Consider the following 22,583-nt stretch of genomic DNA (forward strand, 5'->3'; position numbering starts at 1 on the left):
CATTACTTGGTAACGTCGGAGTTGCTCAGGAAGCATCGCGAGCGATAGCCAGGCAAAGCGGGTGAGGTCGCGGAGTTTGCATCATGGTAAATGAGCTTATTTCGCCCGCTGTTGCCGCTGTCTATAGCGGTGTTATCTACAACTCCAAGGAAGAGCCCCTGTCGTGACTGCCATACAACTGATCGTTGGCCTGGGAAATCCAGGCGCCGAATACGAACAGACCCGGCATAACGCAGGGGCTTTTTTTGTTGAGCGTATTGCTGCGGCTCAAGGCGTCAACCTAGTGCCTGAGCGCAAATTTTTTGGCCTGACCGGGCGTTTTAGTCATCTGGGTCAGGATGTTCGCCTGCTGATTCCCACCACGTTCATGAACCGCAGCGGTCAATCCGTCGCGGCGCTTGCTGGCTTCTATCGCATCCCGGTAGACGCCATACTGGTGGCTCACGACGAACTTGATCTGCCACCCGGCGTTGCCAAGCTTAAGCAAGGCGGCGGCCATGGCGGTCATAACGGGTTGCGCGACATCATCGCTCAGCTCGGCAATCAGAATACATTTCACCGCCTGCGGCTTGGCATTGGCCACCCGGGCGATGCCAGTAAGGTCTCTGGTTTTGTCCTGGGTCGAGCGCCTCGCGCCGAACAGGAAAAACTGGACGCCAGTATCGATTTTGCCCTCGGCGTGCTGCCGGATATCTTCGCCGGTGAATGGAACCGTGCGATGAAAAACCTGCACAGCCAGAAGGCTTGACTAACTCCGAGGGGAAACATCATGGGATTCAATTGCGGCATCGTCGGCCTACCTAACGTCGGCAAGTCCACCCTGTTCAACGCCCTGACCAAATCCGGTATTGCGGCAGAGAATTTTCCCTTCTGCACCATCGAGCCGAACACCGGCATCGTGGCGATGCCTGACACGCGTCTTGATGCCTTGGCCGTCATCGTCAAACCGAAGCGCATTCTGCCAACCACCATGGAGTTCGTCGACATCGCCGGCCTCGTGGCGGGCGCTTCGAAAGGTGAAGGCTTGGGCAACAAGTTCCTCGCCAACATCCGCGAAACCGATGCCATCGCTCACGTGGTCCGCTGCTTCGAAGACGAGAACGTGATTCACGTTTCCAACAGCGTCGACCCGAAACGCGACATCGAGATCATTGACCTGGAATTGATCTTCGCCGACCTCGACAGCTGCGAAAAGCAATTGCAGAAAGTCACGCGCAACGCCAAAGGCGGTGACAAGGACGCGGTCATTCAAAAAGGTCTGCTGGAACAACTCATCTCTCACTTCACTGAAGGCAAGCCCGCGCGCAGTCTGATGAAGAACATGAGCACCGATGAGAAGACCGCCATTCGCGGCTTCCACCTGCTGACCACCAAGCCCGTCATGTACATCGCCAACGTCGCCGAAGACGGCTTCGAAAACAACCCGCTGCTGGACGTGGTTCGCGCCATCGCCGAAGCAGAAGGCGCGATCGTGGTACCGGTCTGCAACAAGATCGAAGCAGAAATTGCCGAGCTGGATGACGGCGAAGAAAAAGACATGTTCCTCGAAGCCCTGGGCCTCGAAGAGCCGGGTCTAAACCGGGTAATCCGCGCCGGCTACGAGATGCTGCACCTGCAGACCTACTTCACCGCAGGCGTTGAAGAAGTCCGTGCCTGGACCGTTCGCGTCGGCGCCACAGGCCCTCAAGCCGCAGGCGTGATCCACACCGACTTCGAAAAAGGCTTCATCCGCGCAGAAGTCATCGCCTATGACGATTTCATTCAATACAAAGGCGAAGCCGGTGCTAAAGAAGCCGGTAAATGGCGTCTGGAAGGCAAGGAATACATTGTCAAAGACGGCGACGTGATGCACTTCCGCTTTAACGTCTAAATCAGAACTGCTATTTCCCGACACATCACGACACATGCAAACCCTTGATAAGCCCCGCCAAATGCGGGGTTTGTCGTTTCTGTGTGTATCGTACTGTCCATTGTCGGCTCAAATTAAACCGGGTACGCTACCGGGTATGAGGTTTTGACCGGGTATGAAAATACCGGGTACGACCAAAAACCCGGAGAACCGCACCATGCTTAACGATACCCAGTGCCGCGCTGCCAAGCCTAAGGACAAGCCCTACAAGCTATCCGACGGCAAAGGGCTACACCTCGAAGTCAAACCTAACGGGGTAAAGGCATGGCGGTATCGCTTTGAACTCCGGGAAGGCGATACCACCAGGGAGAGCATGTTCGCTATAGGCGAATACTGCATTGCGCCTGCCGGGGAGAGTGCCGACGAAACGAAGGCCAGGAAGGCCGGCCGGCGTTTTACGCTGGCAGAAGCACGGGATGAGCGAATCAAGGCCCGCGCATTGGTCAAGCAAGGAATTAACCCTGCCCAAAATCGTCAACTAGACCGCATCAAGCTAGAGCAGGAAAACGCCACGACCTTTGAAGCCGTAGCCCGTGAATGGTTAGCCCTTCGGGACTGGGAGGAAATCACCAAGACCAGACGGCTAAACATGCTCGCCCGTGTCGTCTTCCCCAAGATTGGCGCACTGCCGATAAGGGCAATCATCCCCGCGCATATCCTAGACGTACTCAACACCTCAGCAAAGAAAAACGGACTGACAGTAGCCGCCGAGGCCAAGCGCACCATGTCCAAGGTATTCGAGCTGGCAATCTCGACCCTACGCGCAGAGGCCGACCCTGTTCATCCTGTCAGGAACGCCATTCCGAAGAACAAGACCCAACACAAACGCCCCCTTTCTTCCGATGAGATAGGTCAACTGCTGCGGGACGTTGCCGGCCATGGTGGAAGACATGAAACGATGGCGGCATTTAACCTAATGTGGCTAACCCTTTGCCGACCAAGTGAGGTGGTAGACGCTGAGTGGTCAGAATTCGACCTTGATGCCGCGATATGGCGCATCCCCTCGGGCCGAATGAAGAAACGCAAGGAACACGTCCTACCCCTCCCGATACAGGCCGTTGAGTTGCTGCGGGGCATCAAGGGCATTACCGGGCGGCACGTCCACGTTTTTCCTGGACGTGATGACAAGGAAAAGTCCATGGACGTGGCGTCATTTCGGCAAATGCTCAAGGTGCTGAACTGGGCAGGAAGGTACAGCCCACACGCCACACGGACAACCGGCAGCACACGCCTGAACGAGATGGGTTTTTCGTCTGACTGGATTGAGCGCCAACTTGCACACGAGGAACCGAACAAGGTCCGCAGTACTTACAACCATGCCAAACACATGGATGACCGAGCAACGATGATGCAGCAATGGGCTGACATGCTTGACGCCTGGACAGTGAACGAGGGGAGCAACGTAGTACCGATAAAGAGAACCGCAGCCTAACGGCATCAGGCAAACCGGGCAAGGAAGGGGCCGCCACCCCTCCCCCACCCTAACCATAACCATAACGTAAACAAGGATTACATCATGGCTGACAATCATTCTAGCAAGCTGTCACAACACCCAGAAGTTGAGGCAATCGCCAACAGGCTACAAGCAATCGCGGCGCAGTTGGCCGGAGTCAAGCCGACACTTGATACCGCCATTGAGGATGTACCAGCGGCAATCGGTAACACGCTCGTGTTGTTGGGCGGGATGGCCGACCACATGAATAATGAAATTTCTGTGCTCGCAGAACGACTTAGCCTAATTGGTGGCACGGTTTAACCGAGTCAGTAATTATTCTTTAAATTCAATCACTTGACCCGTCATGGACAGTGGGGGTACATTCCTAACCGTATTGAACAAGTCACCCGTGGTTTCAGCAGAGTGCGTCTGAAACTAATGCAGCGTGACTTGAATCGCTCGATATTTTTAAGTATCGAGATATGGAAATCGCATAACTCCCTACGTGTCACACCACGTTCCAGCGCGGTAGGGTAAACGGTTCCCTAGCAACACGTTGAACCAGCATAGGGCTGAGCAGGTGTGAATTAATTAAATGTTCCTGAGTTCAGGATTTATTTAGTTAGTTCACCTGCTAGTCAACTGCATTCATACCGAATTCATATGGCAGGTGAGCTATTCCTATTAGGAGAGCCACCATGACCACGAATACCCAAGGCAAGCGACTTGCCTACCCCGTCAACGAAGCCGTTCACCTTCTAGGCACATCCCGCAGCTCCCTCTATCGCCTCGTCAAGCAAGGGCATTTGCAGCTTGTGAAGTTGGGCGCTCGCCGCAGTGCCATTACCCGCGATTCCATCCTGAAATTTGCAGAGTCCCTGAAAATTCCTGTCCCGGCTGACATGTGAGGGGATGACCGTGAACAAAAAAAAACGGTACCACTCCAAAAAGCAGCACCGAATCAAATACACACACGCCGATGGTACAGGCCGCCAGCCAGGCGGGGCAACGCGCGCACAGTTTACCGACCCACAAAACTCTTCCCCCAACGGGCATGATACTTCGGGCTTGTCCTACATTGGTGTGACGCCCCTCGCCTCGTGGCTGGATAAACTGACCGGCTCAGGTAACGTCGAGGGAGCCGCCCGAAGAGTACGACAGTCCGTCTTAGACGGCCTGACGGTTCGGCTTTGGGTCGGCAAGAAGCGGTTATTGACAATGCTAGAGCCCGTGCATGGATCCGGGGGGCTGATGTTGCACGCCTGGACACAGACATATAACCCACGCGGGCGAACTGCGGCGCAATCGACAACACCCTTCGCCGGACCATATCGACAGCCTGCAAGCCTCATGGACGCCATCACGGGGGAAATATGACTACCGCGCCAGTCGAGAGACGCCGACAGCTAACTAAGGAATGCCGTGAAAACTTTCATCCTGCCAACATTCCTGCTGAGTTAAAGACTCATCGGCGTTGGGTTGTATGGGGGTGGGGAAAGCCGAAAGGGAACGGGAAACTTCATAAGCCGCCCTACTACCCAACGACGGGAAAGCCGCGAGCCTCGGCGGATGACCCAAGTGACGCCGACAACCTTGGAACGTTTGACGAAGCGATTGCAGCATTCAACTCCAACAAGGACTACGCCGGTATCGGGATTGCGATTAGCTCGAGTCTTGGACTCGTTGCGCTCGACTTTGATAACGTCGTTGAATCAGGAGACATTGCTGGCGATGTGTCGCAACTTGTTGACCTGACATATGCTGAGTTTTCCCCAAGCCAAAAGGGTATCCGGGCATTTTACAAAGGCGAGGCCGAACACTTACAGGGGAAACCCCTCGAGATATTCACCAAGAAGGGATATGTAACCGTCACTGGGCATGTGCTCAAAAACACTTTCGGCGATGATGATTTTGACGGCAGGTTGCCCACACTTGAATCCGAGTTACGCCACCGACTTGAACGTATGGCCGGTTCGAGGGGGGATGCAAAGGCTACCGACGATGACGATTTTTTAGCAAATACCGACAACAATTCCCCCGAGACTCCCGAGGAAATCGACAGGCTGAAATCAGCACTAAAAGCAATTCCGGCCGACTGTGCCTACGAGGAATGGGTGAAAATCCTTTTCGCCATCAAGACGACCGGATGGGATTGCGCCAGGGATATTGCTGAGGAATGGTCAAAGACCGAGCCCGATCAATTCAATGAGGACGACTTTAAAAGCGCTTGGCGAAGCGGAAAGGACACGCCAGGAGGTGTGACCGTTGCGTATGTATTTGGGCGTGCCCAAGAGAACGGATGGGAAAACCCCCGCAAGCGCCATACCGATATTGACGCACTTGTAGCCGCGATGACCCCGCAGCTTATTGGGGAGTACGGATCGAAGCCGCCCTATCGATGGCTAATCAAACGCCTACTGCCAAGACTTGGTATATCGATGATCTACGGTGACAGCACTGCGGGGAAAACCTTCCTTGCCATTGACATGGCTATGGCTATTGCTCGAGGGGTTCCTATGTGGTGCGGAAGCAAAGTCGCACAGGGTAAGGTCGTATTCATAGCCGCCGAAGATGCCTCCGGGGTTGCACTGCGCTATCACGCCTACCTGAAAAATGCAGGAATTCGGGAAAGCGAGCTAGACGGACAGTTCACTATTATTTGCCAGGCGCCAAACTTGCTTGATGACAACTACGTGCTGGCGCTTATCAAGGGCATTGGACATGCGGACCTAATTATCATGGATACCCTCGCATCCGTGATGGCAGGGGGCAACGAGAACACCGGCGAAAGCATGGGCAAAGTTATCGATAGCGCTAAACGTATATCCATGGAAACGGGCAGCGTTGTTCTACTGGTTCACCATTCGGGCAAGAACCAGGCGGCAGGCGCACGGGGCTGGTCAGGTATGAGGGCTGGCGTCGATGCCGAGTTCTGCATCACCCAAGATAAGGATGGCAAAACAAGGGTAATCGAGGCCACGAAAATCAAAAACGGTGTTCAGGGGAAAAAGTTCGCGTTCATGTTGCAGCAAGTCGACCTTGGACGGGATGAGGACGGCGAACCCGAATCTAGCTGTGTTGTCCAGTTCCTTGATTCAATTCCAGCAGCAGTGCGTGAGGCAAGAGTGCCAAAGGGACGGTATGAAATTCCGATGCACAAGATCATCAACGAACATCAGCCGCTGACACATGATAATTTCATACAGTTGGGGGTTAATGCTTTGGAGATGGTGGACGGCAAGAGGGATCGGCGCCGCGATAATGTGTGCAAAGCAATACAGGACCTTGATAACAAAAACTTTATCGAAAAGGGTACTGACGGTTTGTACAGATTGCCCAAAACGTACTACCCAAAGCAGGCTATCCATGACGGGGATGAGCCGTTTGATGAGCCGACTGTGAACGAGGGGGATGAGCTTTAACCTGATCTCCCACAGATCCCACACGCCCCCAAAACCGGCAATTTGTGGTTTGTGGTAAATCGACAAATCCGATACCACAAATCCCACACAACCCTATATAGGGTGTGGTGGGTGTGGGAATGTGGGAATACTTTTTTAAACAACGCCCCCCTCGTACATCATTGCCTCTGTAGGTCAGGAATACCCTGCCATCCGTGCTACGCCCACTCACTTCGCAACGGTGCTATGGCAGATTCGGGCGAATCTCGGCCTGAGGGGTTCAGCGCCCCCGCCCACCACCCAAATCGGCTGGAAAGGACCCAAAGGCACACCGCCTGTACGACAGCATCAAACGACCGGGTGGCGTTGTTGTGCTGCCCCGGTTAACCCACACCCATGCAAAACGACACACCAATGAGGGAATATGACAATCAAACAAGCCAGGCAAGCACCTATAATAGGTCGAGGGTGCTGCCAGTGCGGTGCAACTCTCAGGTACACATCGAGCCGATCATGTGTTGCCTGTACTGCGATTCGCCGCGCTGAGTTTCGACAGCACAACCTCGAAGCTGAGAGAGGTCGAGTCAGTGCCAAGCTAAAAGCAATCCGGCAGCACAGGAAGGCCGTCAACCTGTTTGACCGAGAGTTGATGACTAGTATTGAGGCACTGCCTGTTGATGACGAGGGGGATGAACTGTAAAGGAAAGGCCCGCTTAATCGGCGGGCCTATACCGACTAAGACTATTCGGCGCCAGCGTTACTTAGGAAGGACATCAAGCCATTGAAATCGGTGTTGCTCGATGCTTCCATAGTCTTCACTTGGCCCAGCGCCATAACCGTCTCATACCACGCATAGCAGATCACGCGAGTGTCAGTGCCCTTTTTAGCGAAGACGAAGCGTGCCTTGACTTGGGGAGTCGTGCTGTAGCTATTCCCAAGCACAACCTGAGTAGCTATAGCCTGAGATCCCTCCATCTCCTTCGAACAGACCACTTGGTTTCCTGTGGACTCTTCAACCGACAGACCCTTGTTGGCGCACTGGTTGATAATCGCATACCGGGCATCCTCGACGGATGTATTGCGGAAGACCCCCTCAGGCTTACCTGATACGGTCTCTCTGACTTTCGGCGGTTCAGATGCGCAGCCAGTCAAGACGATGGCGCAGATCAAGCCCGTGAGTAGTTTTACGTTTGACATGGAGTCCTTCCCAATATAGTTGAATTTCCATGCTACCACGCAGGCCATATGCCACCAGTTGAGCGTAAGCATTTTCGGCCTTATGTCTGGGCATTGCGGCTTGGATGTTTAGCGACGTTCCGCCGAAAAGGAAGTGAGCAAATACTGTTAAGCGCACGAGGGGATAGCTGCACCTGCACAATCAGCCTCTGCATCGCATATACGGGCTTAAAGCGCCGCTACCCCCTAGTGCGGCCTCGATCGGGCAAACGCTATGGCGCCTAGGGTTAGGTCATTACCGATACGCCATCATGATTGCCGACGCGCTGTCAGAAGATGAACGCTACTACACAAAGGCCTAGGTATCCGACCCTATGGAACACTGTGCAACAATTGCGTAATCGCATGGACTTGACCAACACACGCAGTAATGACGGCCGGCAGAGAACGACCTAATGAGGTCTGTCGCGACGGGCAGAAAGCGGCCAAAAGCAGTCATTGGATGATCTAGAATGTCCGGGGCGATTCCGACTGGAGAAAATCTGATGCCCTTACTTCATAGATACGAATCACTGCTGCTTAAGAAAAGCGTTGCCTTGTCGCAGCCCTATTCACACCGAATGAGTCAACATCTAGCACTAAAGCTTCAATTATTGTCCTCGCTTAAATGGATAAACAAGTTCTCCGTACTAGATGAGATCGCTCTATTAGAGAAGCTACCAACTAGCTGTCCTACGGGCACTAAACCAGCTGAAAAATTTAGAGGCCCCATTCTGGGCAGATTTTGGCACAAGCATTATTACGACTCGAGACACCTTGCCCAAAATATTCACAACAAGTGGTTTGGCGATTACACGCTTAAACACGGACTATTCAGGGAAAAACTACACGAGGTATTCATGGCCGAAGAGGACGATACGGACATGGAAAGATATCGCTTAGCTATGGCCAGTCGAATATCAGATGCTGTCGCTTATGGTGGGATCGCATCAAGGCGAAAAAGAAGTGCACTCACGGGAGAATGGTTGATCTACTATGTTCATAACGAGCTTAACTACTATTTAGATCTAGCTGACCATCAAGATGCAAAAAGCCCTAAAAAATTGTTCGACCGTTTGAAGGACGAATGCGAACGGGAACTCCCATTCACATTCGAATGAATCACCTATCATTATTGTGCACCCTACCACATCTTTGCCAGCGCCTCATAAACCACACTCAACAAGGATCTCGCTATGACTGAGCAAACCTCACAAAACAAAAAAAGAAATTAATCGTATTTTTTCAAATGTGGGATCCCTATCGGCAGATAGTGATCGAATAGGGACAGATTTATTTTTAGGGCTGACCGTCTGCACCTAACCGGTTTCTGCCTATCACCATCTGCAGCGTGGGTCGGCTGCGGTCTATGGGCTGATCACATGCGCACATGTACCTTGAATTGTCTCGGTTTTGGTGTGGTTCAGTTTAAGTGGTGAGCCAAGTGCCAAGAATATCTTCAGTGCTGAGAAAGCATCATTGGCCGCATACAGCAACTGAGACTTCTGTAGTGGACACATTGCCCAGTTCGAAGTGGTGACAGATTTAGATTTGTTCAGGTTCTGGCCCAGCACCACGGCAACAGCGGCTTTGGCGCCTAGACTTTGCCGATACCCGAGTGCGCGCAGTGATTGAGTCAATTCTATCTCACCTTGGATCAGAACTCCGAGCTTCCGCCTCAGGTGGTTTCGATCAGACTTCAAGCCAAACCCGACTTTGACGATGTCTTTCGAGCCAAGAACGGCTGTCAGGAACTCAATTGGTGGTGGTACCGATAGGGACAATATAAGCCCGGTCATTCAGGGCGATCTGCACCACGTGTGGCCACTCGCTCTTTCCTCCTTTGATAAATATTGGTTTCGACTCGGTATCGAAACCAACCACCCCAGCAGCCTGAATCATTTCTAGGGCGTTTGTAAACTGATCATGTGATTCAAGTATGACGATCTGACCAAGTTGCAGCCCTTCAAAAGCAGGCAACAGGACGATCTCATCTTTTGTTGGGTGGGGCTTAAGGGTGCTCTTCTTGGAGGCATTGCCGCTCATATTGACATCCTTTTTCATTTCAAATTCTAAGCTCAATAAGGCGGATCGTGACGAATGGGTTTTTATGGATTGCGACTGGGCCTTTACTCTTGCCTATGCAACGCTCGCGATGTTTCAGCCGACCTAGAAACCCTGGCCCCAGACTTCCGTCAGCCCGTACTCAGCGAGCTATATGCACGCGCGGACATAGTTATCGACATTACCAACCTCTACGTAACTGGCGTGTCTAAAAAGTTTACCCAAGCCATCGAGGGGTACTGCCGCTGAGCTGAAACGCCATGAACTATCTAAGGAGCCGGATCGGGTGCTTTAGGTCGACTTCTGCCGGTCACAATAGCCTGGGCGGCAAGAATCAGGCGTTCGTCTTTCCTCCAGCCACGCGCTACCCTCTACACTGCTAAACACCGTCGCAAAAGAAATTGCTGCAATGGTGCCCAACCGTTTTTTACTTCCACCCTCCTCGTGAACACTGCACTCCAGATCAGCAGCGCACATTCGCCAAAAATGTTCTGCACCCGTTGATGTCTATTTATAATAAGGCATTTTTATCCGAACTACGCAGGATCCATGTGAAGACAGCAAAAGCAATTACCAAAAAGAAATCCGGCCGTGGGTTTGAGATGTCCTCGTTTTGTGGGTGGGATGGAGAGATTTTAGTCCTGAACATACTTGGAACTCCGAGCGCCAAAAAGGATGCCATCGGCAAGTCGAAAGGAAGTCAACTCAAGATTAGCGTCACCGCCGCACCCGTAGCAGGCAAGGCGACTGACCACATGGTTAAGTTTCTCGCCCGAGAGTTTGACGTCTCGGTTTCTGACATCACGGTTGTGTTCGGTCGTTTTAATTTGAACAAGCAGATGCGTATAAGGGCGCCCGGAAGCTTACCTGCCGTAGTGGCCAAGGCCCTGTCAGAAGCAGAAAACACCTGACCATTCGCTACGGGCGCGATGCAGTCTAATGAGCCGCCCTGCTGTCATGGACTGTCCCAGTGTCTGCTCGCCGACAAGATTTCATCGACTTGACTACCCGTTTGCATTCGTACTGAACAGCCTGTTTAAGCTAAGTATTTTCTGCAAAGTGCCACGTTGCAATGCAACTTTGGCCATGAGCGGCTACTTGGAAAATTTTCTCGTTCCGGCAACGTTGAAAATCACGGCAACGGCAACGGTAAAGGGCGAGGGCGAGGGCGAGATAGCTCACGACTGTTTTGGCAAGTTGATTGCCGGTACGCACCGGGTGATTTCACTGGGATCATGGTCGCAGTTTGTCAGCATGGAGGCGATGATAGTTGTCGGTCAGCGAGGGCCGCTTTCGACCCAAAGCCGCCTTTCACTGAGGGCAGAAATCGCCCCAAAGCGGACGGTCCCTATGCGCAGAAAACTAGGAGCGACCGCGCAAGCTCGGATATGTGTTAGTCCTTGGCTACCGATGCCATCCGAGCCTTTGCGCCCTTTTTACACTTGGAGCACCCTTGAACTAGATCTTGCGTGATCTGGTAGTAGTAAGGGATTAAAATATTCAACCCGCAACTTGTTATTGTATCGAAAGAAAGCGCTTTGGTAATAATTTCCTTGCCTTCGAACATTAGCTCCTTATCAGTAACCAAAATGTCGCTAAGCGCCAAACCCTCAGGATTGTAGATTCTGACATCGCCCGGCTGCCTCTCATAGGCCTCAATGTTATCGCCCGGCTTGCCATACGCTAAATCTGTGGCTTCGATCCAATTAATCGGTTCGGCAGTCTGACACCAGGTAATTAATTTTTCTAGTTTCTCAGGAGTATAGGTTCTTGAAAAGTCCCCATGCTCCTCGCATTGTCCAAACTCTGCAAAGTTACCAAAATTATACTGGTACGAGTAGTCGCCAGCTGTTAAGGGCAGCCTAAAGTACTGATGGGGAAATGCTTCTTGCGTCCGAGTTCTACGAAGCAAGCCGAAAGTAATGTCATAAAGCTGATACAGACAATATCCTTGCCGATCTGGGTATCCAAATATCTGTATATTGTCAAATCCCTTGATATCAGAATTATAAGCGCTAGCGAAATTCTCATTCCCGAACAGGAAATATCCCTTGGAAAGAATGAACACTGCGTTAGGTAGCACGCTCTTATCATAGTTTTGTGCGTGAAGCCTAAGCTCTGATACTAGATCAGACCAGTCCATATCGGAGTCATAAGCAAATATAATTCCAAATCCTTCCTCTTGGATTTTATCTTCTTGCCTTACAAAATTTGGACTGGCATCTAGCCTCCGCAACCGCTTGAATGAGGCAATATTCTCAATGGCACTCTTTAATTCTTTTTTAGAGAGTCTTGACTTAACCTGGACAGCACCATAGCAATATTCTACAGGTAAAACCTCGTAGACGTCTTGCCGCTGCATGAGCGTAAAAGAGTCGAAGAAGTTGTAGAAAAGTATATCGATTTCGTTACTCAAGTGTCCGCTAGTTGACGCAACGCGAACGCTCGTATCTGATACGGCATAACGCCGAGGTAAAAGCTTGTTTTCTAGAAAGAAAGCTCTGAGCAGTACTTCCCTAACTGTACCAACGTCCCTTGGATGCTTGATGTCTTTTGATATTTCATAATCGCGCAGCATTTTGCTTTGCAAATTTATGAACTCTCGCTCTAAACCATGAAACTCTTTATCCTTAGAGCGAAGCTTATTCGCTCGCAAGGCTTGGTTTGAGCACCATTCTTTAGTCCGCGCCTCCCTACTGGCAAAATCAACTCGGTCTTGTTTCTCTGCGGCAGTTAGCCGCTTTCTCTTTTCTAGGCTCTCTGGCATATGACCTAACTTCCTTAAATTGAATAATGCAGATCTGTTGGATTTTATCAACTTTAGAGAGACAAATCCTCGAGTCAGAAAAATCCTCTCGAAACTTTCATTCGCGAGCCCTAATAAATCAACCCTGATTTCGTAGTCACTTGACCGGGTGGTGCTGGGCAAAAGCAGGTTTCCGTGATCGTCCACTTTTGGCCGATCGCTGCCGGTCGCAGATGCAACCAAGTGATCAAGTGGTGTGCAGTTTCGCGACAATCATACAAGGCAGCTGCCAGCGACAATGTACAATTTCTAAACCGGGTACGCTACCGGGTACAATTTGAGGCCGCGAGTTGTGAAACCCGGTAACGGCAATGGCTTGAACGCCATACTTCCGCTTTAACGTCTGACAAATTCCGTGGAATTCCACGGCGCTTGGCGAACCTAAAAACCCCCGTAATCGCTTGCCGATACGGGGTTTTTTTTGTTACCAGCGAAGCCAGCGCGGCCCGAGTAACGCGCCGATAGCTGCCGGGACCAACATGCCCAGCAAATACCAGGCACCCCAAAATGGAACTTCCATTTCTGGGCAATGCAAACAATAGGCAAGCGTAGCCATCGCACCGGCCAGCAATCCGCCACAGGCACCTGCCAATGCCAGGCGCGTGGGCGCGGACCCGCGTAGGGCCCAGAAAACCGCGATGAAGCCCGGAATCGACAGCAGGGTAATGTTCAACGCGCACACCCGCCATGTCTTGCCAAGGACAATTTCGACACGCTCACCGGGCGCAGCAGTCAGGAGAACATAGAGGGTGCCGACCCACACCGCTGCAACCGCCGCAACGATCAGGCGTTGTCCCGAGCCAGCCGTTATCCCAGGTCTTGCCAGCCGCACCACGGTACTTAGCGCACCGATCATCAGGCACAAAGGAAACGCTATCTTCGCCCAGAAGACTGGCGTTGCCGACACCTCAGCCAGATCTGGGCGAATACCCAGCTTCATCGCCACCAGCAAAGTAGCCGCCGCTAAACCGACCAATACAGCGACGCCGAAGCGTTTGGCCAGCGTATTCCGGTCGACTGGGGTAATGCCCGAGGCGAGCATGGTAATAAAATCATCAGTTTTCATCGTGCACCTATAATCCTCGCCGCCAGCGCCTTGAGCCCGCGATGTATGCCTACCTTTACGGCGGACTCCGACAAACCTGTCATCTGTGCGGTTTCAGTCACCGACAACCCTTCAAGCTTCACATGCACGATGGGTAGACGCTGACGCTCAGGCAGTTGCTCCAGCAACTTGCTCAGGTCGCGACTGGCCTGCGCGGGCTCAAGCTCGGGCTCGGCAAATAGCTCGGACACATCGTCGAGACAATCGTTGAACACCTCACGGCGTGACCGGCTTCGAAAAAAATCAGTGAGCTTGTAGCGCGCAATAGCAAAAACCCACGCTGTCAGAGGCTGATCGGCTCGGTACGTATGGCGCCCATTGTGAACAGCGAGCAAAACCTCTTGCAGCAAATCCTCGACTTCATCAGGTTGTCGTTGAAGTTTCGCTCGCAAAAAGCCACGTAAATGACCGCTTAACTCAGACAGGAATACGCGATAAGCCCGTTCGTCTCCGTTTAAACCGGCGAGGAACACGCTTTGGAGATGGAGCTCCCGGCTGCGCAACGTATTGTTATCTGTAGTTCGTTCCATCGTCCGCCCTGGTTACACGAAGGGTAAATATATTTCATACCTGCATAACGGCAATGCCAGTAACGGGCAGCGGATCATGCTTGCGTTGAACGGCGTAAGGCAATCAGCGGATTTATTTTCACGCACCTGAGAAATTTTTTGCGATTGCTGTAACCGGATATGAACAGTCAGCGAACTACCTTTCGGATCGCAAGCACAGCGCACTTTCGCACTGACACGACGACCGCTCATTATTGTCCGGAGAAATAACCATGAACACCCTGAAACTTGCCGCCCTCGCCGTTGCTTTCTCTTCCTTCGCAGCCGGTGCTATGGCCGCAGAGACCCCTGCTGCTGCTGGCGCCATGGAAAAATGCTACGGCGTCTCGATGGCCGGTCATAACGATTGCAAAGCCGGTGCAGGCACTACCTGTGCAGGCACCGCCAAAATGGATTACCAGGCCAACTCTTGGAAAAACGTTCCAGCGGGTACGTGCACGTCCATCAAGACCCCAAAAGGCATGGGCACTCTGACACCTATGTAACTTCTGCACCACGGGGCACACGCCAATCATGAAGAATCAATTCCAGATGGGGGCCGGGCTCGGCCTCAAACCGGTTCACTACCAGGACGCCCTCGACTGCACGGTTGAGGGGCTCTGGTTCGAAGTTCATCCGGAAAACTACATGGTCGGTGGTGGCCCCCGCTTGGCGTGGCTAGAGGCAATTGGCAACCGGCACCCGCTGTCATTACACGGCGTATCACTCTCGCTGGCGGCCGATTGTCCGCCGGATGCAGAGCACTTAAAGCGCTTGAACACGCTCGCTGATCGCATTCAACCCGCCTTGATTTCCGAGCACCTGGCGTGGTCCGCCTGGCGCGGTCAATACCATCCTGACCTGTTGCCATTTCCCCGCACAAGCGAGGCATTGCAGCGCATAGCAAGCAATATCCACTGCACACAAGATGCCCTTGGACGTCGTATTGCCATTGAAAATCCGACCCACTATTTACACCTTGCTGGTCATGACTACAGCGAAGTCGATTTTCTGACTGAATTGAGTAAAAGGACTGGCTGCGGCTTGCTGCTGGATGTCAATAACGTACACATCAGCGCCCACAACCTGGGCTTCGATGCGGCAACTTATCTGGATGCTTTTCCGGCCACGGCAATCATGGAGATACATCTGGCCGGGCACACTGAGGATCCGGGAAATTCAACGTTATTGATCGATACTCACGACGCGCCCATCGCTGAGGATGTCTGGTCTTTGTATGAACGCTTGATTAATAGAATCGGTATGCGCCCCACATTGATCGAACGTGACGACCATATCCCTGCTTTCGATGTTCTGCTCGCCGAACGCGACAGAGCGCAATCACGCCTGAATCTTGGGCAAAGCCTGCAACGGGGGCTGGCGATATGAAGCCATCCCTCGAACACTTTCAAGATGCGTTCGTAGAAGCACTCTACGGTGCCGATTCATCCGAGATGCAAGCGCTTACCCAACAGCCCGGTTTTGCGGTTTATCGCAATACAGTGCTCAAAGGTGCAACCGACGCGTTGCTCGCCAACTTCCCGACCATAGAACGACTCGTGGGCACCGACTGGCTCCGGAGCGCCGCCGCAATCCATGCCCGAATTTCGCCGCCAACGGACGCCCGGTTGTTGCACTACGGGGCCGAATTTCCGCATTTTCTCGACGGCTTTGAGCACGCACGAGAAATGCCCTATCTGGGCGACGTCGCCCTTCTAGATCTGCTGTGGACACACGTGCATTGCGCCAAAGATGAACCCGTCTTGGAAATGAGTACCTTGGCCCAACTGTCGCCGACAGACTTGGCCAACAGCCGACTTACACCCCGTGCGGCTTGCCGCTGGGTTTGGTTACCTGACTGTCCGGCGTACACGATCTGGCGTGTCAATCGTGAACAGCTGGAGATGCCTGACGAACTCACCTGGCAGGGCGAAGGTGCGCTTCTGACGCGCAAGGTTGGCGGCGTTCATTGGCAGGCTGCCAGTGCTGCCGAATGTGCCTTTCTCGATGCGTGCGCGGCAGACCTGCCCCTCGATAAAGCTGCCGATCGAGCCAGTGCAGTCGAGCCTGACTTGAACCTGGAAAACCTGATCATCCGCTTGGTGAGCGCTGACGCATTCGTCGCGGCGAATTCAGGTCGACCTTTCTAAAAACGTACCTACGTAACCGATGGAGCACCTCATGGACGTTATCCACACCCACCCATCTGCTGTCGATAGATCCCTGCGTGGACTCTGGAACCGCGTCGCAGGCCGACTGGAGTCGCTGATTGGCGATTCGCTGTTGGCGTTGATAGCTCGTCTGTCGATTGCCGCTATTTTCTTTATGTCAGGACGAACCAAAGTCAGTGGCTTTCTGACGATCACACCAAGTACCTACGAACTGTTCCGCACGGAATACGCCCTGCCGTTGATCTCTCCAGAACTGGCTGCGCACCTTTCAGCCTACAGCGAGCACTTGTTTCCGGTGCTTCTGGTGCTGGGGTTGTTTTCCCGACTGTCAGCGTTGGCGTTGCTGGGCATGACATTTGTCATTGAGGTGTTTGTGTACCCTGACGCCTGGCCGACGCATCTTTCCTGGGCGGGTCTGCTGCTGCTCATCGTCGCGCGTGGCGCAGGATCACTTTCGCTGGATCGACGACTGGGCATCCGATGATCCGTCATTGGCGAAACCCAATGGGAGGCCTCTGGTGTAGAATGCCGCCTTGGGTGTCGCCGCAAAATCGCGGTAGGCAGGTTTAATTATGCGTAGGTCGGGCCGCCACGCGGAGCTGCCGTGCCTATGAGTTCTGATCCTTCGCGTGTTCGTAACACCCAAGAGCCTATTGAATCACCCTCCGCCCTGGCGTTTATCTCTCGTTTTTTCGCCGCTGAGTCAGCAGGTGGCTTGATCCTGATGGCCTCTGCTCTGGCGGCGCTGATCGTGGCGAACTCGCCTTGGTCTGCCGTTTACTTTTCGACTCTGCATATCAAAATCGTGGGGCTGTCGATTGAGCACTGGGTGAATGATGGCCTAATGGCCGTCTTCTTCATGTTAGTGGGTCTTGAGATCAAGCGTGAAATGCTGGCCGGCCAGCTGTCAAGTTGGAGCCAGCGCGCGCTTCCCGGTTTCGCCGCACTGGGCGGCATGGTGTTTCCTGCGTTGATCTACCTCGCCGTCAACTGGGGCAACACCCAAACCATGGGCGGCTGGGCCATTCCTGCAGCTACCGACATCGCGTTTGCCTTAGGCGTACTGTCGCTGCTCGGCAAGCGCGTTCCCCTTTCCTTGAAAATCTTTCTGTCGGCGTTAGCGATTCTTGATGACCTCGGCGCCGTACTGATCATTGCCCTGTTCTATACCAGTGGCCTGTCCATCAGCATGCTGCTGGCATCACTCGCTGTTATCGTTTTCCTGGTAATACTCAACCGCTGCGGCGTGAGAAGACTTCTTCCCTATTTGGTAGCTGGCGCCCTGCTGTGGTTTTTCATGCTTCAATCTGGCATCCATGCAACCCTGGCGGGGGTTATTCTTGCCCTTTGCATTCCGCTGGGCGATCCAAATAGCGAGCGCAAGTCGCCCCTTCTTTACCTCGAAGAAAAAGTGCATCCATGGGTCGCGTTCGCCGTGGTGCCCATCTTCGGCTTTGCCAATGCCGGCGTATCCCTTGCTGGTATTTCGCCCAATAATCTAATCGACCCAGTACCGCTGGGGGTCACTTTAGGGCTATTGGTAGGCAAGCAGCTTGGGGTATTCGGGCTGGCAGCACTGGCCATTCGATTAGGTTTGGCAAAGCTTCCCGAAAACTGTGGCTGGTTTCAGTTGTATGGGATCGCCCTTTTGTGCGGTATCGGATTCACGATGAGCCTTTTCATCGGGGCGCTGGCATTCTCAAGTGCTCCGCATCTGGTAGATGAGGTGAAGGTAGGCGTGCTTATGGGCTCGATTCTGTCCGCCATTTTGGGGGTTATCGTTCTTTTGCGGGCCGGACGCTCAAAGACCGTCGCTTGATCAGATTCCGTGTACGTCCGGCGCCTGCAGCGCCAGCTTCAACCGCTCCCCGGTCAACGGCGTGTTTCGAAGCCGCTTACCCGTCGCGTTGGCTATGGCGTTGGCTATGACGGCGGACGTTGGGCCTTGCGACGCTTCGCCAACCCCGAGGAACGGCATGCCAGGGCGGTCGATCATATGAACCTCAATCGACGTAGGCACTGACGAGAAACGCAAGATCGGGTAAGTGCTCCAATCGTAGCTGGTGATGTTTTGCGCGTTCCAAGTGGTTTGCTCGAACATCGCCCAGCTTGCGGCTTGAATGATGCCGCCCTCGATCTGATTACGCGCGCCATCGGGGTTGACCAACTGCCCGCAATCACACGCCGCAACAACCCGTCCTATCTGCACACTCCCGGTTTTCGGTTCCACCGACACTTCCATCGCAATGGCAAAATACGCCATCAGGTTCTTGTATTGGGCGAACGCAAAGCCGACGCCGTGTCCGGTGGGCAGCTTCACGCCGGGTTGCCAGCCAAACTTTTGCGCGGCCAGCGTAATGACGTCGCGCCCTCGTGGATCGTGGAGGTGCGCCAAGCGAAACGCCACCGGATCAGCGTTAGCTGCCAATGCGAGTTCATCCATGAAGCTCTCGATGCTGAAGACGTTGTGGTAAGCGCCCAGCGAACGCATGGCCGATACCCTGATCGGCATCATCGGCAGAAAGTGGTACTGCACCCGCAGATTGGGCAGGGTGTACAGCGGGACACTGTTGCGTTGGCCGTCGCCTTCGGGCATTGGGATCGGTTGGGGCGGTGCGGGGGTAAATGGCTTGGACAGCAGCGAAGCCGGGATAAAACGCCCGGCGTTCGCGATGCGGAAATTGTGGGTGTTGCTCCAGACCTCAAAGGTCCAATCAACGATTCTTCCAGCGGCGTCGAGCGAAGCGGCAACCTCTGTAGTCATGGCCGGACCGAACGGCTCGCCGGTATGTTCTTGCTCGCGCATCCACTGCACGCGCACCGGACGTCCGGGTAATGCGCGTGCAATCAATGCAGCATCAGCGGCAACGTCGTCGGCGCCGTTATGCCCGTAACAGCCGGAACCTTCGACGTGAACGCAGCGGATGTTCTGGAGCGGCATCGACAGCATTTCCGCCAAACCCGCACGCATGGGGTAAACGCCTTGAGTGTGGGTCCAGACCGTGAGCTGGTCACGGTCGAGGTGCGCCACTGCGCAAGACGGTCCGATGGAGCCGTGGGTCAAATACGGTTTGCTGTATCGCGCACGCACGGTTTTAACCGCTGGCGCGGCAGGACCGTGCTGATCAGCGACCGGTATTTCCTGAATCGGAGAATTGATCAAGTGCTGATGAATCGTCGTCTGATCAGCCAGCGGCGGACCGAGTGTCCAAGTGGCGGCGGCGGTCAATGCGCGCATTGCCAGAATGGCTCGCCACTCATCGTCTGCCACCACCGCCAAGTAATTACCGTCGCGCACGACCTTGATCACCCCCGGCATCTTCTCTACCTCGCGGGTGTCGAGGCTGACCAAGGTCGCGCCAATCGACGGCGCACGCACCACCCGCGCATGGAGCATGCCGGGCAGGCGCATGTCCTGCACGTAACTGGGACCGCCCGTGACCTTGCCGGGAATATCGACTCGGGGCATCGATTGGCCGATGACGGCAAAGGTTTTCGGATCGTTCAACGCGGAAACAGCGCTGGCCGCCTGGTGCAGTTCGACCCGCCCCACCACCTCGCCGTAACTGATACGACGGCCGTCGAATGAAGTGATGATGCCGTCTTTCACAGCTAACGTCTCGAGGTCGACGTCCCACTCGATAGCGGCGGCTTGCACCAACAGGCTACGCACTTGAGCGGCTGCGTGGAAGATCGCCGTGCCGCTGTCGGCAATCGAATGGCTGCCGGCGGTGTAGCCTTCGTTCGGGGTTTGGGCGGTATCGGCCGTGATTAGTCGCAGGGTATGTGGCGCGACGTCCAACTGCTCGGCGGCAATCTGAATGAGTGCCGTGCGGATGCCGGTGCCCAATTCAGCTTTGCCGGTAAACACCGTGATCTGCCCTTGCCCATCGATCTTGATCCACGCATCCAGGTTCGGCTCGGTCTTCAAGCTACCCGGCAGGCTCGGCGTGCTGGTGGTGAACGTCCCAGCTTCGGTGGTCGACGTTACGGCGAATACCCGGGAACTCGCCAGCAATGAAAAACTGACCAGCAGCGAACTGGCAACTAAAAAGTGCCTGCGGCCGGGATTGCTCAATACGTCTTGCGCGTCATCGGGCCTCATGACGGCGCCTGCGCATTAGTCGCCGCGTTTGCTTCAGCCACCTCATGGACCGCTGCAAGAATCCGCATGTGCGTACCGCATCGGCATAGGTGGGGTTGCAGGTGTTCGCGAATGTCCCCGTCGCTGGGCGTTGGCACTTTGTCGAGCAGTGCCTGGGCGCGCATCACCATTCCGGCAATGCAGTATCCGCACTGCGCGGCTTGCTGGTTGATAAATGCCTGTTGCAACGGACCCGGATGCTCGACAGTGCCCAAGCCCTCGATGGTGCGAACCGGCCGCTCGCCCACCGCCGACACCGGCAATAAACATGAGAACACCGGCTTATCGCCGACGATCACGGTACAGGCACCGCACTGACCCAAGCCGCAGCCAAATTTGGCGCCGTTCAGTTGCAACTGATTACGCAGCACGTAGAGCAGCGGCGATGACGGATCGACATCAATCGTGTGCTGCACGCCGTTCACAGTAAGCGTGGTCATGGCGTTGGGGTCTCCTTGCGAATCTTGGCGACCGAGGTTTCATCCACCGAATTCCACGGTCTCTGGGCGCTGTAACGCGCGCGTAGGTAATGAGCGAGGTCGGCAATTTGCGTGTCGGTCAGGCTGTCCGCAAATGCGGGCATAAAGTGCGCGGCGTCACTGCCTTGCCAACCATTGCCGTCGAGGATCATGCGCACCGTGTTGTTCGGGTTGTCGGCATTGATCGCCGTACCTCGCGCCAACGACGGCCTGCCGCCCATTGCCGACATCGGCGCGCCAGCCTCATGGCAGGCAGCGCACGCACCAACAAATAACGCATGCGCCCTTTGTTGCGAGGGCGCGATGACCGGATTGGCCTGTTCCACGGCCGTGCGCATCGGTGAGGCAGGGTTTTGCAGCGACAGCAGGTACGCCGCCATCGCCTCGACATCCCCACGGGGCGCCTCGGCTAGTTCACGACTCACCGACCGCATCGGTCCAGCCGCCGCGCCGTGCTCGGACGCTAAACCGGTTTGCAAGTAGGCGACCAATTGCGTTTGGGTCCACGGCACCGGCGCGCCCGATAACCGGGTCAACGCGGGCGCGTCCCAGCCATCGATAGAACCACCGGCGAACGCTTGGCCGGCCTTTTCAGCGCCCAGTAGGTTCAGCGGCGAATGGCAGGCGCCGCAGTGCCCGAGGCCGTCCACCAGATAGCGTCCGCGATTCCACTCGGCGCTCTGTGCGGGGTCGGCAGGTACTTCACCCGGATGCAAAAACAGCAGGTTCCAGCCCGCCAGCAGCGGACGAATGTTCAGCGCAAAGATCAGGTGATTGTCCGGCGCGATGGCGTGCACCGGCGGTCGGCTCATCAGGTACGCGTAAATGTCCGCGATGTCGGCGTCACGGGATCGGGTGAAGTGCTGATACGCAAAGGCCGGGTACAGCAAATGCCCGTCCCGCGAAACGCCATTGCGCATCGCACGCTTGAACGCATCCAGGGACCAAGTGCCAATACCGGTTTCGTCGTCCGGGGTGATGTTGGTGGAGTAGATCGCGCCGAAGGGCGTCTGCAGTTTCAGGCCACCGGCCAACAATGCGCCGCCTTTGGCGCTGTGGCACACGGCGCAGTCGGCCAGCGCGACCAGCTGAGCGCCGTGCTGAATGACGTTAGGGCCGATTTCGACCATCGGTTTCTGGCGGGCGGCAGCGCTAAGGACAGGCATCTCCGGCTCGCTCGCGAACCAAAACCCCGCACCGGCACAGAGGACAACAAACACCGTTGCGATTGCGATCCTGGTTACATTCATCCGACCTCCAGGCGCCTCCACCCGCTGAGGGCGCTCTGTTAAGGCCTACGCCCACG

The 22,583-nt window shown here is 54.6% G+C and carries 22 protein-coding genes; 13 read left to right on the forward strand and 9 right to left on the reverse strand.

Annotation, left to right across the window (positions count from 1 at the left end; genetic code table 11):
* Nucleotides 1–163: 163 nt before the first annotated feature.
* From pth to RHM65_RS01455, 6 genes are all read left to right on the forward strand, one after another.
* Entirely contained in the window at nucleotides 164–748 is a 585-nt protein-coding gene (gene pth / locus RHM65_RS01430) for an aminoacyl-tRNA hydrolase (RefSeq protein ID WP_322167722.1), read from the forward strand.
* Between the two features lie 21 nt (nucleotides 749–769).
* Nucleotides 770–1,870 carry a redox-regulated ATPase YchF gene (gene ychF / locus RHM65_RS01435; protein ID WP_322167721.1) on the forward strand — a complete coding sequence of 367 codons (1,101 nt, stop codon included), beginning with the start codon at nucleotides 770–772 and terminating at the stop codon, nucleotides 1,868–1,870.
* Nucleotides 1,871–2,066: 196 nt separating this feature from the next.
* Nucleotides 2,067–3,341 carry a tyrosine-type recombinase/integrase gene (locus RHM65_RS01440; RefSeq protein ID WP_322184177.1) on the forward strand — a complete coding sequence of 425 codons (1,275 nt, stop codon included), beginning with the start codon at nucleotides 2,067–2,069 and terminating at the stop codon, nucleotides 3,339–3,341.
* 84 nt (nucleotides 3,342–3,425) lie between these two features.
* Nucleotides 3,426–3,665: a hypothetical protein gene (locus RHM65_RS01445; protein ID WP_322184179.1), complete on the forward strand. Its 240-nt coding sequence runs from the start codon at nucleotides 3,426–3,428 to the stop codon at nucleotides 3,663–3,665.
* Between the two features lie 377 nt (nucleotides 3,666–4,042).
* Nucleotides 4,043–4,252 (forward strand): helix-turn-helix transcriptional regulator, encoded by a 210-nt coding sequence (locus RHM65_RS01450; protein WP_297840332.1) that lies wholly within the window; start codon nucleotides 4,043–4,045, stop codon nucleotides 4,250–4,252.
* 465 nt (nucleotides 4,253–4,717) lie between these two features.
* Entirely contained in the window at nucleotides 4,718–6,766 is a 2,049-nt protein-coding gene (locus tag RHM65_RS01455; protein ID WP_322184181.1) for an AAA family ATPase, read from the forward strand.
* Nucleotides 6,767–7,486: 720 nt separating this feature from the next.
* On the opposite strand, the gene RHM65_RS01460 is transcribed toward RHM65_RS01455, so the two are convergent.
* Nucleotides 7,487–7,942, reverse strand: a complete 456-nt coding sequence (locus RHM65_RS01460) for a hypothetical protein (protein WP_322184183.1) — start codon at nucleotides 7,940–7,942, stop codon at nucleotides 7,487–7,489.
* 524 nt (nucleotides 7,943–8,466) lie between these two features.
* Here RHM65_RS01460 and RHM65_RS01465 point away from each other — a divergent pair.
* Nucleotides 8,467–9,081: a hypothetical protein gene (locus tag RHM65_RS01465; RefSeq protein ID WP_322184185.1), complete on the forward strand. Its 615-nt coding sequence runs from the start codon at nucleotides 8,467–8,469 to the stop codon at nucleotides 9,079–9,081.
* Between the two features lie 246 nt (nucleotides 9,082–9,327).
* On the opposite strand, the gene RHM65_RS01470 is transcribed toward RHM65_RS01465, so the two are convergent.
* Both RHM65_RS01470 and RHM65_RS01475 read right to left on the reverse strand, forming a co-directional pair.
* Complete coding sequence (locus tag RHM65_RS01470; RefSeq protein WP_322184187.1) at nucleotides 9,328–9,759, reverse strand: hypothetical protein; 432 nt, start codon at nucleotides 9,757–9,759, stop codon at nucleotides 9,328–9,330.
* Nucleotides 9,716–10,024, reverse strand: coding sequence for a hypothetical protein (locus tag RHM65_RS01475; RefSeq protein ID WP_322184189.1), 309 nt, complete (start codon nucleotides 10,022–10,024; stop codon nucleotides 9,716–9,718). Before RHM65_RS01475 ends, RHM65_RS01470 begins: the two co-directional genes overlap by 44 nt.
* 503 nt (nucleotides 10,025–10,527) lie before the next feature.
* Here RHM65_RS01475 and RHM65_RS01480 point away from each other — a divergent pair.
* On the forward strand, nucleotides 10,528–10,935 hold the full coding sequence (locus tag RHM65_RS01480) for a DUF167 family protein (RefSeq protein WP_322184191.1): 408 nt from the start codon (nucleotides 10,528–10,530) through the stop codon (nucleotides 10,933–10,935).
* A 482-nt stretch (nucleotides 10,936–11,417) separates the two neighbouring features.
* On the opposite strand, the gene RHM65_RS01485 is transcribed toward RHM65_RS01480, so the two are convergent.
* From RHM65_RS01485 to RHM65_RS01495, 3 genes are all read right to left on the reverse strand, one after another.
* The gene (locus tag RHM65_RS01485; protein WP_322184193.1) at nucleotides 11,418–12,791 is read right to left on the reverse strand and encodes a DUF6602 domain-containing protein; all 1,374 of its coding nucleotides are present in this window, start codon (nucleotides 12,789–12,791) and stop codon (nucleotides 11,418–11,420) included.
* A 463-nt stretch (nucleotides 12,792–13,254) separates the two neighbouring features.
* A complete protein-coding gene (locus tag RHM65_RS01490) occupies nucleotides 13,255–13,896 on the reverse strand; it encodes a DUF1109 domain-containing protein (protein ID WP_322167711.1) in 642 nt (213 codons plus the stop codon).
* Nucleotides 13,893–14,465, reverse strand: coding sequence for a sigma-70 family RNA polymerase sigma factor (locus tag RHM65_RS01495; protein ID WP_322167710.1), 573 nt, complete (start codon nucleotides 14,463–14,465; stop codon nucleotides 13,893–13,895). The genes RHM65_RS01490 and RHM65_RS01495 overlap by 4 nt, the downstream gene beginning before the upstream one ends.
* Nucleotides 14,466–14,716: 251 nt before the next feature.
* Between RHM65_RS01495 and RHM65_RS01500 the strand changes: the two genes are divergently transcribed.
* The 5 genes from RHM65_RS01500 to nhaA all read left to right on the forward strand — a co-directional run bounded on the left by RHM65_RS01500 (nucleotide 14,717) and on the right by nhaA (nucleotide 18,473).
* Entirely contained in the window at nucleotides 14,717–14,989 is a 273-nt protein-coding gene (locus RHM65_RS01500) for a DUF2282 domain-containing protein (protein WP_322184196.1), read from the forward strand.
* A gap of 46 nt (nucleotides 14,990–15,035) precedes the next feature.
* Nucleotides 15,036–15,872 carry a DUF692 domain-containing protein gene (locus tag RHM65_RS01505; RefSeq protein ID WP_322170731.1) on the forward strand — a complete coding sequence of 279 codons (837 nt, stop codon included), beginning with the start codon at nucleotides 15,036–15,038 and terminating at the stop codon, nucleotides 15,870–15,872.
* Nucleotides 15,869–16,633 (forward strand): DNA-binding domain-containing protein, encoded by a 765-nt coding sequence (locus RHM65_RS01510; RefSeq protein WP_322167708.1) that lies wholly within the window; start codon nucleotides 15,869–15,871, stop codon nucleotides 16,631–16,633. The genes RHM65_RS01505 and RHM65_RS01510 overlap by 4 nt, the downstream gene beginning before the upstream one ends.
* 31 nt (nucleotides 16,634–16,664) lie before the next feature.
* The gene (locus tag RHM65_RS01515) at nucleotides 16,665–17,138 is read left to right on the forward strand and encodes a DoxX family protein (RefSeq protein ID WP_322167707.1); all 474 of its coding nucleotides are present in this window, start codon (nucleotides 16,665–16,667) and stop codon (nucleotides 17,136–17,138) included.
* A 126-nt stretch (nucleotides 17,139–17,264) separates the two neighbouring features.
* Nucleotides 17,265–18,473 carry a Na+/H+ antiporter NhaA gene (gene nhaA / locus RHM65_RS01520; protein ID WP_322167706.1) on the forward strand — a complete coding sequence of 403 codons (1,209 nt, stop codon included), beginning with the start codon at nucleotides 17,265–17,267 and terminating at the stop codon, nucleotides 18,471–18,473.
* Here nhaA and RHM65_RS01525 read toward each other — a convergent pair whose 3' ends face one another.
* The 3 genes from RHM65_RS01525 to RHM65_RS01535 are packed head-to-tail and all read right to left on the reverse strand — an operon-like array spanning nucleotide 18,474 to nucleotide 22,443.
* Nucleotides 18,474–20,759, reverse strand: coding sequence for a xanthine dehydrogenase family protein molybdopterin-binding subunit (locus RHM65_RS01525; RefSeq protein WP_322184198.1), 2,286 nt, complete (start codon nucleotides 20,757–20,759; stop codon nucleotides 18,474–18,476).
* Complete coding sequence (locus RHM65_RS01530; RefSeq protein ID WP_322167704.1) at nucleotides 20,756–21,238, reverse strand: (2Fe-2S)-binding protein; 483 nt, start codon at nucleotides 21,236–21,238, stop codon at nucleotides 20,756–20,758. Before RHM65_RS01530 ends, RHM65_RS01525 begins: the two co-directional genes overlap by 4 nt.
* Nucleotides 21,235–22,443 carry a cytochrome c gene (locus tag RHM65_RS01535; RefSeq protein WP_322167703.1) on the reverse strand — a complete coding sequence of 403 codons (1,209 nt, stop codon included), beginning with the start codon at nucleotides 22,441–22,443 and terminating at the stop codon, nucleotides 21,235–21,237. Before RHM65_RS01535 ends, RHM65_RS01530 begins: the two co-directional genes overlap by 4 nt.
* Between the last annotated feature and the right edge of the window lie 140 nt (nucleotides 22,444–22,583).

Origin of the sequence: Pseudomonas sp. CCI4.2 (genome assembly GCF_034350045.1) — a bacterium.
GTDB lineage: Bacteria > Pseudomonadota > Gammaproteobacteria > Pseudomonadales > Pseudomonadaceae > Aquipseudomonas.